The organism is Blattabacterium cuenoti (assembly GCF_014252455.1).
Taxonomy (GTDB): domain Bacteria; phylum Bacteroidota; class Bacteroidia; order Flavobacteriales; family Blattabacteriaceae; genus Blattabacterium; species Blattabacterium cuenoti_R.
Window position 1 is genome coordinate 148,102 of the sequence record NZ_CP060245.1, and the last position, 16,214, is coordinate 164,315.

At 24.6% G+C, this 16,214-nt stretch carries 10 protein-coding genes; 9 read left to right on the forward strand and 1 reads right to left on the reverse strand.

Annotated elements, in window-relative coordinates; genetic code table 11:
* The first annotated feature begins 6 nt into the window (after window positions 1–6).
* On the forward strand, window positions 7–2,460 hold the full coding sequence (gene gyrA / locus H0H56_RS00725; protein ID WP_185873963.1) for a DNA gyrase subunit A: 2,454 nt from the start codon (window positions 7–9) through the stop codon (window positions 2,458–2,460).
* On the opposite strand, the gene H0H56_RS00730 is transcribed toward gyrA, so the two are convergent.
* On the reverse strand, window positions 2,457–4,568 hold the full coding sequence (locus H0H56_RS00730) for a carboxy terminal-processing peptidase (RefSeq protein WP_185873964.1): 2,112 nt from the start codon (window positions 4,566–4,568) through the stop codon (window positions 2,457–2,459). The two genes, gyrA and H0H56_RS00730, sit on opposite strands and share 4 nt — an antisense overlap.
* 380 nt (window positions 4,569–4,948) lie before the next feature.
* Here H0H56_RS00730 and ruvB point away from each other — a divergent pair, with 380 nt between their 5' ends.
* Genes ruvB through purM form a run of 8 tightly spaced genes read left to right on the forward strand, consistent with a single transcriptional unit; the run spans window position 4,949 to window position 16,214 of the window.
* Entirely contained in the window at window positions 4,949–5,929 is a 981-nt protein-coding gene (gene ruvB / locus H0H56_RS00735; protein WP_185873965.1) for a Holliday junction branch migration DNA helicase RuvB, read from the forward strand.
* Window positions 5,930–5,983: 54 nt separating this feature from the next.
* Entirely contained in the window at window positions 5,984–7,297 is a 1,314-nt protein-coding gene (locus tag H0H56_RS00740) for an adenylosuccinate synthase (RefSeq protein WP_185873966.1), read from the forward strand.
* A gap of 14 nt (window positions 7,298–7,311) precedes the next feature.
* Window positions 7,312–8,739 (forward strand): adenylosuccinate lyase, encoded by a 1,428-nt coding sequence (gene purB, locus H0H56_RS00745; RefSeq protein WP_185873967.1) that lies wholly within the window; start codon window positions 7,312–7,314, stop codon window positions 8,737–8,739.
* Window positions 8,740–8,771: 32 nt separating this feature from the next.
* Complete coding sequence (locus H0H56_RS00750; protein WP_185873968.1) at window positions 8,772–12,491, forward strand: phosphoribosylformylglycinamidine synthase; 3,720 nt, start codon at window positions 8,772–8,774, stop codon at window positions 12,489–12,491.
* Between the two features lie 12 nt (window positions 12,492–12,503).
* The gene (gene purE, locus H0H56_RS00755) at window positions 12,504–12,986 is read left to right on the forward strand and encodes a 5-(carboxyamino)imidazole ribonucleotide mutase (protein WP_185873969.1); all 483 of its coding nucleotides are present in this window, start codon (window positions 12,504–12,506) and stop codon (window positions 12,984–12,986) included.
* A gap of 18 nt (window positions 12,987–13,004) precedes the next feature.
* Window positions 13,005–13,715: a phosphoribosylaminoimidazolesuccinocarboxamide synthase gene (gene purC, locus H0H56_RS00760; RefSeq protein ID WP_185873970.1), complete on the forward strand. Its 711-nt coding sequence runs from the start codon at window positions 13,005–13,007 to the stop codon at window positions 13,713–13,715.
* A 53-nt stretch (window positions 13,716–13,768) separates the two neighbouring features.
* Window positions 13,769–15,199, forward strand: a complete 1,431-nt coding sequence (gene purF, locus H0H56_RS00765; RefSeq protein WP_185873971.1) for an amidophosphoribosyltransferase — start codon at window positions 13,769–13,771, stop codon at window positions 15,197–15,199.
* Window positions 15,200–15,227: 28 nt separating this feature from the next.
* On the forward strand, window positions 15,228–16,214 hold the full coding sequence (gene purM, locus H0H56_RS00770; protein WP_185873972.1) for a phosphoribosylformylglycinamidine cyclo-ligase: 987 nt from the start codon (window positions 15,228–15,230) through the stop codon (window positions 16,212–16,214).

Consider the following 16,214-nt stretch of genomic DNA (forward strand, 5'->3'; position numbering starts at 1 on the left):
ATTTATATGAATGAAAATGAAAAAGAAAAATTAATTCCTATTAATATTGAAGATGAAATGAAATCTTCTTACATAGATTATTCTATGTCGGTTATTGTCTCTAGAGCTTTACCAGATGCAAGAGATGGATTAAAACCTGTACATAGAAGAGTTTTATATGGAATGTATAAATTAGGAATTTTTTCTCATAATTCTTATAAAAAATCTGCTCGTATTGTAGGTGAAGTATTAGGAAAATATCATCCACATGGAGATCTTTCAGTTTATGAGACAATGGTTCGTCTAGCACAAACATGGACTATTCGTTATCCATTAATAGATGGACAAGGGAATTTTGGATCATTAGATGCTGATCCTCCTGCTGCAATGCGTTATACAGAAGTTAGAATGAAAAAAATAGCTGAAGATATGTTGTTGGATATAAAAAAAGAAACGGTAAAAATGAAATTGAATTTTGATGATTCTTTAGAAGAACCAACTGTATTACCTACACGTATTCCTAATCTTTTAATCAATGGAGCTTCAGGTATTGCTGTTGGTATGGCAACTAATATTCCTCCTCATAATTTAAAAGAAACCATACAAGCTATTTGCGCATATATTGATAATTATGATATATCTGTAGAAAAAATTATGGAATTTATTAAAGCTCCAGATTTTCCTACAGGTGGAACTATTTATGGATATGATGGAGTAAAAAAAGCCTTTTATACAGGAAGAGGACGTATTATTTTACGAGCAAGAGTTCATTTTGAAGAAATTCATGGAAGAGAATGTATTATTGTAGATGAAATTCCTTATCAAGTCAATAAATCAGAAATGATTACTAAAACAGTAGGGTTAATGAAAGAAGGAAAAATAGAAGGAATTTATCAAATTAGGGATGAATCTGATAGAAATGGATTACGTATAGTATATATTCTTAAACAAAAGACAAATTCTAATATATTATTGAATAATTTATTTAAATATACTTCTTTACAAACTTATTTTAATGTCAATAATATAGCTTTAGTTAAAGGAAAACCCGTTCAATTGAATATAAAAGATCTCATACAACAATTTGTAGATCATAGACAAGATATTATTATACGTAGGACTCAATACGAATTAAAAAAATCTACATATAGAGTTCATATTTTGACAGGATTTTTAGCTATATTAAATCATATAGATCAAATGATTGAATTAATTCAAAAGTCTAAAAATCATCAGGACGCACATGATAAATTAATTAAAAAATTTCAATTATCTAAAAATCAATCTAAATCAATTTTAGATATGCGATTACAAAGTCTGACTTTTTTAGAAATTAATAAAATAAAAAAAGAATATAAAGAATTAATAAAAAAAATAGATTTTTTCAATAAGGTTTTAACAGAACCTTATAGAAGAATGGAAATTATTAAAAAAGAACTTTTAGATATTCAAGAAAAATATCAAGATCCACGTAGGACTAAAATAGATTATTTAGGTAATGAAGTTCATATAGAAGATCTTATTGAAGATGAACAGGTCGTCATTACTATTTCTCATGCAGGATATATAAAGAGGACTTCTTTATCAGAATATAAACGTCAAGGAAGAGGTGGAATAGGAAATAGAGGAGCTCTTGCTAGAAAATATGATTATATAAAATATTTACTCATAGCCACTAATCATCAATATTTACTTTTTTTTACAGAAAAAGGAAAATGTTTTTGGTTAAGAGTTTATGAAATACCGGAAGGATCTAAAATTTCTAAAGGAAGAGCTATACAAAATATGATTTCTTTACAAGAAGATGATAAAGTTAATGCTTATATATTAACTGGAGATTTAACTAATAAAAAATATGTGAAGAATCATTATGTTATAATGGTTACTCAAAAAGGAATTATTAAAAAAACTTCTTTAGAAAGTTATTCACGTCCTAGAAAATATGGAATTAATGCTATTATTATTCGTAAAGGAGATTTTTTATTAGAAGCTATTTTAACGAAAGGAGATAGTCATGTATTTATTGCCGTAAAAAGTGGAAGAATTATTCGGTTTTCAGAAAAAAAAGTTCGTACAACTGGAAGAAATTCTTCTGGAGTTATAGGGATTAAAAATGATATAGTAATTGGAATGATATGTGTATATGAGAAGAATAATAATGATAAAGGAAATTTATTAGTAGTGTCATATAAAGGATTTGGAAAAAGATCTAATATAAACAATTATCGTATTACTAATCGTGGAGGAAAAGGAATTAAAACTATAAATATTACTAAAAAAACAGGACATTTAATTTCAATTAAATATGTCACGGATAAAGATGATTTAATGATTATTAAAAAATCAGGAATTATTATCCGTATTCCTGTATCTGATATACGAGTAATGGGGCGTAATACTCAAGGGGTCAGATTGATTTTTCTTAAAGAAAATGATGCTATCGCTGATGTAGAAAAAGTTGATAAAAAACAGGATTTTTAATTTTTATCATTATTAAAATCTCGTAAAATATTAACACATTCAGATATTTGAAAATCATTTAATAAATGTTTATTCCATTCTTTTTGTTCTTCTAATTGAGGATCTAAAATGATTTTATATGATAATGGAAAGGCTCGTAATCCATATATATTTAAATATTTTTTTAATAATTGAAAATAATGATTTCTTTTTTGAATTTTTAAATTAGCATTATAAAAAATTTTCCAATTGAGAGGAATAGAAATGTTATTAAAAAATTTTTTTTCTATAAATTGTATATTTTTATATATTTTTATTATTTCTTTATGATTTTTTAAACGATTGATACTTTTTAATTTAATTTTTTCCAAATCTACTTTTCCTTTCCAAGGAATATAAGGAATAGATTCAATATGATCCCATTTCATGTAATTAGGTTGATTTTTTTCCATAAATTTGTATAGTCCTATACAACAAGAATTATTTGGAATAAAAATATCTGAATTTACGCCTTTTAATTGAGTAGAACTTCCATTTATTCTATAAAATTTATTCATAGTAAATTTTAATGCTCCCAATTCTTGATTAGAAAAGATAAATTTATTTAATGAATAAATAGTTTGAATAGTTCCTTTTCCATAGGTTTGAGTGCTACCAACAATAATGCCTCTTTTATAATCTTTTATAGCAGCAGCGATAATTTCTGATGCAGATGCTGATAGTTCATTGACTAGAAGAACTAGAGGCCCTTTCCAAAGAATTTTATGTTTATTATTTTTTAGTATTTTTTTTTCCCCATTAGATAATCCTAATTGTACTATGGGAACTTTTCCCAAAAAAAATCCGGTAATTGCTATTACTGTTTCTAAAGATCCTCCTCCATTATTTCTTATATCAAGAATTAAACCTTTAATATTTTCTTTTTTTAATTTTAAAATAATATTTTTTATATCTTTAGCGGCATTTTTTCCATTTTTATTTTCAGGATTAAAATAAAATTCTGGTAAATATATTAAACCATATTTATTTTTTTTATTATAATTATCTAATATGGTGACACTTTTTGCAAAAATTTCTTTATTTTCAATAATATCTCTTATGAGAATAATTTCTTCTATAGATCCATTTTTTTTTTGGATAGTTAGTTTTACTTTAGTTCCTTTTTTTCCTCTTATTAGACGAATAGAATGTTCTAATAACATTCCTATAATATTTTTATATTCTGAATTAGGATTTTTTGCTATTTTAATAATTTTATCTCCTATTTCTATTTTTTTACTTTTCCATGCTGGTCCGCCTACAATAATTTTTATAATAGTAGCATATCCTTTATCATCTTGTAATGATACACCAATTCCTTCTGTTTCTCCAGATATATTTAAATTAAAATTTTCTTTTTCTTGAGCAGAAAAATAACAAGTATGAGGATCATACTGTGAAGTAATAGTATTTACGTACATAGAAAACCAATCTTTTTTTTTTTTCATTTTTAATTTTCTAAAATATTCTCTTATATCTTCTTCTACTTTTTTTCTATATTTTTTTTCTTTTATTATAAGAATATTATTCCAATTTTTTGGAGTAGGTTTATTTGTATTTATTGAAGTAATTATTTCTATAAGAGTTAAATATTTTAGATATTTTCTCCATTCTTCTATCCATTCTTTTTTATTTTTAGGATAAAAATATTTATTTACTCCAGGTATCCATACTTCTTTTTTATTAAAATTAAAAGGTTTTTTTAATATTTTATAACAAAAATTTTCCACTTCTTTTACTCTTTGATAAAAATGTTGTATCGTAATATTAAAAAAATATGGATCTCCATTAATCCAAAAATCATCTAATTTATCTTTATAGAAAGAAAAAAGAAAATCTAAATCATTTTGTAGAAAAAAACGTTTTTGAATATCTAAATTTTCAAAATATTTTTTATATACTTTTTGTGAAAACTCATTATTAATTTTAAGAGTATTAGGATGTAAAAAATAAAGTGTTTGATATATTGTTTTTAATATTATACGATGTTTTTCTTCTTCTTCTTTTGGAGAACAAAAACTTAATAAAAAAGTAAAAATAAAGCCAATTATGATATATTTAAAATTTCTGAATTTAAAATTTATCATCATAGTTTTGAATAAATAATTACAAATATCTATGTTAGATAGAAAAAAATGAAAAAAAAATTGATTTTTTTAATAAAAATATTATGAAAATGATCGTAATATGCTAACAGCATAATAGCAAAATTACAATATATAGACTATTATGCTATATATTGTAAATCTGTGGAATAGATTTAATTTTTTGTAAAAAAAATAAAATTCATATATAAAAAATACGATATTTTTAAAAATATTATCATACTCACTTAAAATTATAAACAAACAATAGGATATTGTATTTCAATCAGAATATTTTATATATAAAATGGATGTACTTTATTATATTGAATCAATTATTTTTTAAATCATGTATTAATTCTTTTCATTTTTTAAAATTATAGACCGTGTCATCTATTTTAGAAAAAAATTTAAATCCAAAAAAAATTAAAGATTTTATTGGAAAAAATGATATATTAGAAAATTTAAAAATTTTTATTCAAGCTGCAAAAAAAAGAAAAGAGGCTTTAGATCATATTTTATTTCATGGTCCTCCAGGATTAGGGAAAACTACGTTAGCTCATATTGTTGCTTATGAATTAGGAGTTCATATTACGGAAGCATCAGGATCTATTTTAGATAAACCTGGAGATTTAGCTGGATTGCTGATTCATTTAAATTTAAATGATGTTTTATTTATTGATGAAATTCATCGTCTTTCCCCTATAGTTGAAGAATATTTATATTCTGCTATGGAAAATTATAAAATTGATATTATTATAGATTCTGGATCTAATGCAAGATCAGTAAAAATTGATTTATCTCCTTTTACTTTAATAGGCGCGACTACAAGATCTGGGTTATTAACAGCGCCTATGCGTTCTAGATTTGGAATAAATATTCGTATCAATTATTATAAAAAAAAATTTTTAAAAAAAATTATCGATCGTAGTTCTAAAATATTAAATATTCCAATCACAGATGAGTCTTCATATGAAATAGCAAATAGAAGTCGTGGAACTCCACGTATAGCTAATTATTTACTTCGTAGAGTACGTGATTTTGCTCAAATTAAAGGAAATGGGATTATAAACATTAATATATGTGATTTAGGATTAAAAGCTCTTAATATAGATCAATATGGATTAGAAGAAATGGATCATAGAATTTTGACCTATATTATTGATCATTTTCAAGGAGGTCCTGTAGGAATTAATACTATAGCTACTGCTATTAGTGAAAATCCAGATACTATAGAAGAAGTATATGAACCTTTTCTTATACAAGAAGGATATTTAATTAGAACCCCTAGAGGAAGAAAAGCCACACTTTTAGCTTATAAACATTTAAAACGAGAAATTTCTTCTAAAAAAAATAAAAAATTGTAATATTGTAATTTTTATTATTATTAATTTTGTTGTTAATTTAATATAAATATTATTATGCCTTCAAATGTAATTGTTGGTTTACAATGGGGTGACGAGGGAAAAGGTAAAATTACAGATTTACTTTCTAAAAATTCAGATTATGTCATCCGTTATCAAGGAGGTAATAATTCTGGTCATTCTATTCATATAAAAAATCGTTATTTTATTCTTCATTTAATTCCATCTGGCGTAATATATCCTCATATTAAATGTATTATAGGTCCTGGAGTAGTGATTGATCCTAAATCTTTAATTAAAGAAATAAAAGATTTAGAATCAATAGGAATCAATACTTCTCAAATATTGATTGCAAAAAGAGCACATATTACTATGCCTTATCATCGTTTATTAGATGAATATAAAGAAGAAGCATTAGGAGATAGATCAATTGGAACTACACATCGTGGAATTGGGCCTACTTATGAAGATAAAATTGCACGAATAGGAATTCGTATATTAGATTTTTTAAATCTAAAAATTTTTTATAAAAAATTAAAGGATAATATTAATTATAAAAATTATATTTTTAAGAAAATATATAAAAAAAAACCACTTTCTTTTAACTCTATATATGAAGAATATATAGAGTATGCTAAGATTCTTTATCCTCGTATTATTGATTCCGTATATGAACTACATGAAGCTTTTAAAAAAGGTAAAAAAATTCTTTTTGAAGGAGCTCAAGCTATGTTGTTAGATATTAATTATGGAACATATCCTTATGTAACTACTTCTTCTACTTCTACAGGAGGGGTTTGTATAGGGACAGGAATTCCTCCTACTTTTTTAAAAAATTTTATAGGAGTAGCAAAATCTTATTGTACACGTGTAGGATCTGGTCCGTTTCCTACAGAAATTAATAAAAATATAATTAGGGATATAATACGTAAAAAAGGAAATGAATATGGATCTACGACAAAAAGACCAAGAAGATGTGGATGGTTAGATCTTGTATCTTTACAATATTCTTGTATGATTAATGATATTCATTATTTAATTATTACGAAATTAGATGTATTAAGTGAATTAGAATTTATTAAAGTTTGTATAGAATATAGAAAAAATGGAAAAAAATTACCATATTTTCCAGCAAATATAGAATACTTAGAAAAAGAAGAACAGGTTGAAGCCATTTATATAGATTTTCCTGGTTGGAAAAAAGATATATCTCATATTCATGAATATGAAAATTTACCAAAAAATTGTAAAAAATATATTAACTTTATTGAAAGTTATCTAAAATTGGAAATTTTATTAATTTCAATAGGATCTGAAAGAAATCAAAATGTTATAAAAAATACATCTTCTTTTTTTCAAATTTTTTCTTAATTAAAATTTTTTTTGTGAAAAAATATAAAAATCCTTTAATAGAACGATATAGTAGCAAAGAAATGGGATATAATTTTTCTCCAGAAAAAAAATTTATTACTTGGAGAAAACTTTGGATTTCATTAGCAGAAGGGCAAAAAAAATTAGGTTTAAATATTACAAAAGATCAAATTAATGATTTAAAAAATCATTTAAATGATATTGATTGGAATAGAATTACTTTTTATGAAAAAAAATTTCGTCATGATGTCATGGCTCATCTATATGCTTTCGGAGAAAAAGCCGTTTTAGCTAAACCTATTATTCATTTAGGAGCTACAAGTGCTTTTTTAGGAGATAATACAGATATTATTATTATTAGAGATGGATTAAAAATAATATTAAATAAATTAATTAATATTATTTTTCATATGAGAAATTTTTCTTTAGAATATCATAGCCTCCCTACTTTAGCTTTTACTCATTATCAACCCGCTCAGTTAACTACTGTCGGGAAACGATCTTCTTTATGGTTACAAAGTATATTAATGGATGTAGAAGAATTAGAATTTAGATTAAAGCATCTTTCTTTCAGGGGGGTAAAAGGGACTGTAGGGACAGCAGCTAGTTTCAAAGAATTATTTGATGGAGATTTACATAAGTTAAAAACTTTGGAAAAAGAAATTGCTAATAAATTTGGATTTACAAATATTTTTTCTGTAACAGGACAAACTTATGATAGAAAAGTAGATGCACAAATAATAAATTTATTATCCAATATTTCTCAATCTGCTCATAAATTTAGTAATGATTTACGTTTATTACAAAATTTAAAAGAAATGGAAGAGCCTTTTGAAAAAGAACAAATAGGATCTAGTGCCATGGCTTATAAACGTAATCCTATCCGTAGTGAACGGATGGCTTCTTTAGCAAAATATGTAATTTCTTTATCTAATAGTTCTGCTATGGTTACAGCTACTCAATGGTTAGAAAGAACATTAGATGATTCTGCTAATAGAAGATTAGTTATTGCACAATCTTTTTTAGCTATAGATGCCATTCTCATAATATGGAATAATATATTAGAAAATATTGTTGTATATCCTAAAATTATTCATAAACATATTCAAGATGAACTTCCATTTTTAATTACTGAATATATTATTGTAGAAAGTGTAAAAAATGGAGCAGATAGACAAGAAATTCATGAAAGGATCCGTATTCATTCTATGAATGCGAATAATACAATCAAATTAGAAGGAAAAAAAAATGATTTTATAGAACGTATTTTAAAAGATAAAAAAATACCTATTAATGAAAAAAAAATAAATAAAATGTTGAATCCAATGAAATTGATAGGGTTTTCTTCAGATCAAGTTTTAGAATTTATTGAAAAAAAAGTTAATCCAATTTTAAATAAATTTCATTATTTCATAAATTCCCATAGGGATCTTAAAGTTTAGAAAATTTTTATGTTCTATTTCATACAATTTTCATGAATTTCAGGATTTATATACAAAAAAAGGATTCTTTTGATATTGATTCTAAAAAACTATATCAAGAATTGAAAAATATAGATATATTTTTATCTAAAGTAGTTATTTATCATATATATGATATTTTTGAAATTAAAAAAGAAGTTTTTATAAAAAGTTTATATAAAGTTTTTGTAGATCCTGTAACAGATATTTTACATAAAAAAATATATTTAAAAAATCCTTTTTTTTCTTTAGAATATTTAGAAGAAAAAAATGATAAACGTGCAGATGCTGCTATGCAATGCATAAAAATTATAGATCCTCTATCTACTGTTTTTATTAAAACTGGCAAATTAATTGAATTAATAGGTATGACTTTTCATGAGGATATTCATAAAATAAAAAAATATTGTATTAAACAAAATTTTTTTAAAGAAAAAAATTTAAAAAAAATGGATTATCCTTATAATAAAAAAAATATATACATAAAAAATCCTATATTGGTCAATAATTTTATCCATTTTAATTATAAAAAATTAAAAAAATTTCATATAAAATGGAGGTTATCCATGGATTTTCATGATTTACTTTTGATTCAAAAATATTTTTTTCAAGAAAATCGTGATCCTACAGAAATAGAATTACGTATTTTAGATACTTATTGGTCTGATCATTGTCGTCATAAAACATTTTTTACAACATTAATCAATATTACTTTTGATGGAATATTCAAAGATACGTATCAAGATATTTTTCATGAATATTTAAAAGATCGTGATTTAATAGGATTATCTAATAATCCTATTCATTTAATGGATTTGTCTAATCTTCCATATAATTTTTTTTTAAAAAAAAAAAAATTAAATAATTATGTAAGTTCAAATGAACGTAATTCTTGTATGATAAAGATTGATGTAGATAAGATAGGAATGAAAAATAAAGAAAAATGGTATCTTGTATTTAAAAATGAAACACATAATTATCCTACAGAAATTGATCCATTTGGAGGAGCTTCTACTTGTCTAGGAGGAGCAATGAGAGATGTTTTATCTGGGAGAGCCTTTGTTTATCAATCGATTCGATTAAGTGGAGCTGCAGACCCTATTCATCATAGAACATTAAATGGTAAATTACCACAAAGGAAAATATGTTTGGAAGCCGCTTATGGTTATAGTTCATATGGAAATCAAGTAGGAGTCCCTACTAGTCATATCCATGAAATCTATCATGAAGGATATAGAGCTAAAAGAATGGAAGTAGGAATGGTGATTGGGGCAGTTCCAGTTGATTACGTTCAACAAAAAAATCCAAAAAAAGGAGATATTATTTTATTAATTGGAGGATTAACAGAAAAAGAAGGAATAGGAGGAGCAACAGAATCTTCTAAAAAAGACGAATTTCATATATACAATAAAAAATTAATTGAAACTGTACAATTTACAACAAAAGGTAATCCAATAATAAAAAGAAACATTCAAAGATTTTTTCGAAAAAAAGAAGTTATTTCTTTGATTAAAAAATGTAATGATTTTGGTGCAGGAGGAGCTTCTGTTGCTATTAGTGAATTAAGTAATAGTTTAAATTTACATTTAGATAAAATTCCTAATACATCTTTAGATGCTATAGAAATTGCACTATCAGAATCTCAAGAACGTATGGCTGTGGTATTGGATCCATTAGATGTGAAAAAATTTATTAAATTGGCCCATAAAGAAAATATACTTGCTGTTCCAATAGCTACCATTACAGAGAATGAACGTATCATATTTTATCATAAAAACAAAGAAATTTTTAATATAAAAAGTACTTTTTTAAATACTGGAGGATATAATAAAAAACAAAAAGTTCATGTTCTCTCTCCAACTACTATTTCTCCTTTTAAGGAATCAAAAAAAATTTTTTTTAGTAAAAAAACGTTTTTAAAAACTATTTCTCAATTAAATATTTCATCTCAAAAAAGTTTAGTAGAAATGTTTGATAGTACTGTAGGAGGCACTACTATACTCATGCCTTTTGGAGGAAAATATCAAATGACTCCATCTGAAGGAAGTGTACATAAAATACCTATTTTACATGGAAGAACTAATACAGTCAGTATAGCTAGTTGGGGGTTTCATCCAGATATTTCTACTTGGAGTCCTCTTCATGGAGGAGCTTATGCTATAGTTGAATGTATTTCTAAAATTGTAGCTATGGGAGGGTATTATAAAAATATTTTTTTTAGTTTTCAAGAATATTATCAAAAATTAGGAAATAACCCCATTCATTGGGGGATACCATTTTCTTCTTTATTAGGAGCTTATCATGCACAAAAATCATTTGGATTAGTTTCTATTGGAGGAAAAGATAGTATGTCTGGATCATATAAAAATATTCATGTTCCACCAACATTCATTGCATTTGGAATAACGACAGGGTTATGCTTTAATATTATATCTCCTGAATTGAAAAAAATAGGAAATAAAATATATTTGTACCGTCATAAACCATTAAAAAATGAAATGCCGAATTTTCATTCTTTGAAAAAAATATATCATAAAGTTTATGAAGGAATTTGTTCCGGAACAATAGTTTCTGTAAAAACGATAAAAGATGGGGGTATTTCCGTGGCTATTGCAAAAATGTCTTTTGGAAATCGTTTAGGAGTTTTGATTCATTCTATATATCATTTATTGGAAATACATATAGGGTCATTAATTATAGAATCCCCCTATTCTCTTTCAGAAGATTTTATTTTAATAGGAGAAGTCGTTGATTCCAATAATTTAAATTTTAATGGAATACTTATTGATATAGATGAAGCTGAAAAAAATTGGTTAAAAACTTTAACTCCTATTTTTTCTTCTAATGTAATAAATAAAAAATATGATAAAATAAAAAATGATTTTAATCATAAAAAAAATTATATTTTTGAAAAAAAAATAAGAAAAAAAAAAATAGTATCCCCACGTGTATTTATTCCCATATTTCCTGGAACAAATTGTGAATTAGAATCCATTTATGCTTTTGAAAAAGAAGGATGCATAGTAAATACTTCTGTATTTAAAAATTTAAAAAATAAAGATATTCTTCAATCTATAGATAAAATAAAAAAATATATAAAATCAGTACAAATATTTATGCTTTGTGGAGGTTTTAGTGCGGGAGATGAACCAGATGGTTCTGCAAAATTTATTACATCTCTATTACATAATCCATATATACAAGAAGCCGTTAAATATTTTATTGATCATGATGGATTAATTCTAGGAATTTGTAATGGATTTCAAGGTCTCATAAAATCTGGATTATTACCTTATGGAAAAATAAAAAATAGAAATAATAAATCTCCTACACTCACATATAATGAAATAGGGAAACATATATCTCAATGTGTTTCTATTAAAGTAATATCAGATCAATCTCCATGGTTAAATGGAATGAAAAATAAAATATATACTCAACCAATTTCTCATGGAGAAGGAAAATTTATTGCAAGTAAAAAAATAACTAATATGTTATTTAACAATAATCAAATTGCTACTCAATATGTAGATTTACAAGGAAATCCTACTTTAGAAAAAGGATATAATCCAAATGGATCCGTTTATGCTGTAGAAGGGGTCTTAAGTAATAATGGGAAAATTTATGGAAGGATGACTCATCCAGAACGTTGTTACGATTATGGATTATTAAAAAATATCCCTAATCTAAAAAAGCATTCCATTTTTAAAAATGCGGTCAAATATTTTTTATAAAAACAAACAAATATGAAAGTAGCTATATTTTGCGGAAGTCAATCCGACAAATCAATCATGAAAATATCGGAAAAAATATTCAATCAATTTAATATTAAGAATAAAATTTATGTTATTTCTGCACATCGTTTACCGGATATTTTATCCAAAACTATAAAAAAAATAGAATTAATTAAAGAATTAGAATTAATTATTGCAGGAGCTGGTTTATCCGCTCATTTACCAGGAATCATTGCTTCTAAAACTATTATTCCAGTTATAGGTGTTCCAATTCATCATCATAATAATGGATTATTAGGTGGAATGGATGCTCTGTTTTCTATTATTCAAATGCCTAAAGATATTCCTGTAGCTACAGTAGGAATTAATAATGCATATAATGCAGCTTTATTAGCTATTCATATTTTAGCTATAAAATATCCAGAAATTAAAAAATTATTATTCAAATTTAGAATCAAAAAAAAAGAAAAATTAATTACTGAAATAGAGTCATAAAATAATATTATTATAATTATGAGCAGTAACAAAAAAAAATTTTTATTAGAAGGAAAAACAAAAAAAATATATACGACAGATAATAAAAATGAAATTATTATTCATTATAAAAATAATATAACAGCTTTAAATGGATTAAAAAATAAATCTATACAAGATAAAGGAATGATAAATAATGCCATTACCACTTTGATATTTAAATTTCTTAATTCTTGTAAAGTTCCCACACATTTTATTCGTAAAATTAATCCTATAGAACAATTATGTTATAAGGTCAATATGTTCCCATTAGAATTTATAGTACGTAATATTGTTTATGGAAGTATGTCTAAACGTTTAGGAATAAAAGAAGGGATTATTATTAATCATCCAATTTTTGAAATTTTTTATAAAAATGATGCATTAAATGATCCTTTAATTAATAATCATCATGCAGTTTTTTTAGATATAATTTCTTATAAAGAATTAAATATAATTCATAATATATCCTCAAATGTAAATACCCTTTTAAAAGAATATTTTTTAAATAAAAATATTATATTAGTCGATTTTAAAATAGAATTTGGAAAATATAAAAATAACAAAATTTTACTTTCTGATGAAATTAGTCCAGACACTTGCCGTCTTTGGGATAAAAAAACTATGAAAAAACTTGATAAAGATATTTTTAGAAAAAATGGAGATGATATTATGGATATTTATATGGAAGTATTAAAAAGGATAGGTTAAATTTATTTACGTTACGGGACTAAGAATTTCTTTTTACATAAAAAAAAAAGATAATGTCTCCACTATTACCTTTTTTTCATGAAAACAAATATTCTGATAAATTTTATGAGGAATGCGGAGTTTTTGGAATTTATTCTCCTCATAAAATTGATACTTTTTCTTTAATTCAATTTGGTTTATTTGCATTACAACATAGAGGTCAAGAAGCTTGTGGTTTTTCTGTTTTAAGAGATGGATTTATTCTATCTCATAAAAATGAAGGCCTTGTTTTAGATACTTTTCGAAATATTTCCAATTATGAATGTTATCATGGAAATGCTGTTATTGGACATACAAGATATTCTACAGAAGGTGGACAAAGTAAAAAAAATATTCAACCATTTTTTGGAGAAGATATAAATGGAAAAAGTACTATTTCTATAGTACATAATGGAAATTTAATTAATGCTAAAAATATTCGTAAAAATCTAGAATTAGAAGGAATAACTTTTATATCAGAATATTCAGATTCAGAAGTCATTTTACGTTTAATACAAAAATATTTGTCAATATATAATAATATACTAGAAATAGCTATTAAAAAAACCATTTTTGATATTAAAGGAGCTTATTCTGTAATAGTTTTAATGAATAATCAAATGGCGGCATTTCGAGATCCTAATGGTATTCGTCCATTATGTTATGGAATGTTAAATGAAAAAACTTATATATTTAGTTCTGAAACTTGTGGAATTGATTCTGTAGGAGGATATTATATTAGAGATCTTTTTCCAGGAGAAATGGCTATAGTAGACAAAACTACCATTCGTTTTACTTTAATGAAAAATAAGAGATATACAAAACGTCGAATATGTTCTTTTGAATATATTTATTTTTCTCGTCCTGATTCTTTAATTGAAAATATAAACGTTTATGAAGTACGTGAAAAAAGTGGAAAAAAACTTTATGAACAACATCCAGTTCAAGCAGATGTAGTAATTGGTGTACCAGATTCTGGTGTTCCAGCAGCTATTGGATATTCTAAAGCATCTGGAATTCCTTTTAAACCAATTTTAGTAAAAAATAAATATATAGGAAGATCTTTTATTCTACCTAAACAAGAAATGCGTGAAAAAATGGTTAATCTAAAACTAAATGCTATTTTAAATGAAATAAGAGGAAAACGAATTGTTATTATTGATGATTCCATTGTACGTGGAACAACTAGTCGTAGATTAGTTTATATATTAAGAAAGGCTGGTGCGATAGAGATTCATTTTAGAAGTGCTTCTCCACCTATTATAGGGCCATGTTATTTAGGGGTAGATACTCCTAGTAGAAAAGATCTTATTTCCTATAAAATGAAAAAAGACAAAATAGCTCAATTTTTAGATGTAGATAGTTTAGAATTTTTAAGTATAACTAATCTTATCGATATTCTTGGTGGGAAAAATTATTGTTTTGGTTGTTTTACTGGAGACTATCCTATTCATAAAAAAAAATGATTGTATATTATAAAGTAATAAATTAATTATGAAAGAAAATCATAAAACCATTTATAAAATTAATCCCATTCTAAAAAAAACTTATAATAATAAAATTCTTAGTACATTAGATCATTTTGCTGCATTTTATAAAATGTCTGTTTATAGTTATAAAGAACCTATTTTAGTATCTGGTGTGGATGGTGTAGGGACAAAACTACGTTTAGCTATAAATTTTAAAAGATATGAAATTATTGGAAAAGATTGTTTTGCGATGTGTGCCAATGATGTATTATGTCATGGAGCTCAACCTTTATTTTTTTTAGATTATTTAGCTTGCGGAAAACTAGATTCTAATATTGCAGAAAAAATTATAAAAGGACTAGCTACTTCCTGTCAAAAAACTCATACTTGTTTAATTGGTGGTGAAACTGCAGAAATGCCTGGAATTTATCAAGAAAAAGATTATGATATAGCTGGTTTTTGTGTAGGTATTGTAGAAAAAAAAAATATTATATATGGAAAAAATTCTATTAAGGATGGAGATATTTTAATTGGGTTACCTTCATCAGGAGTACATAGTAATGGATTTTCCTTAATTAGAAAAATTTTTGATACAGAATATTTACTAATGAAAGAATTTCAAAAAAAACCATTTTATGAAACTCTTTTAATTCCTACTAAAATTTATCATGATACAATACATATTTTATTAAAAGAATTTTTAATACACGGATTAGTTCATGTTACTGGAGGAGGTATATACGAAAATTTACTTCGTATTCTTCCAAATAATTTATTAGCTAAAGTATATAAAAAAAAAATTCCTATTCTCCCTGTTTTTAATTATATTCAAAAAAAAGGAATTTTATCAGACCAAGAAATGTGGAATACTTTTAATATGGGAGTTGGAATGATTATCATAGTTTCTGTAAAAAATAAATATTCTATTTTTCATAGATTACGTTGTTTAGGAGAACAACCTTTTATTTTTGGTAAAATAGTAAAAGGAGAGAAAAAAGTTTTTTTAAAATAA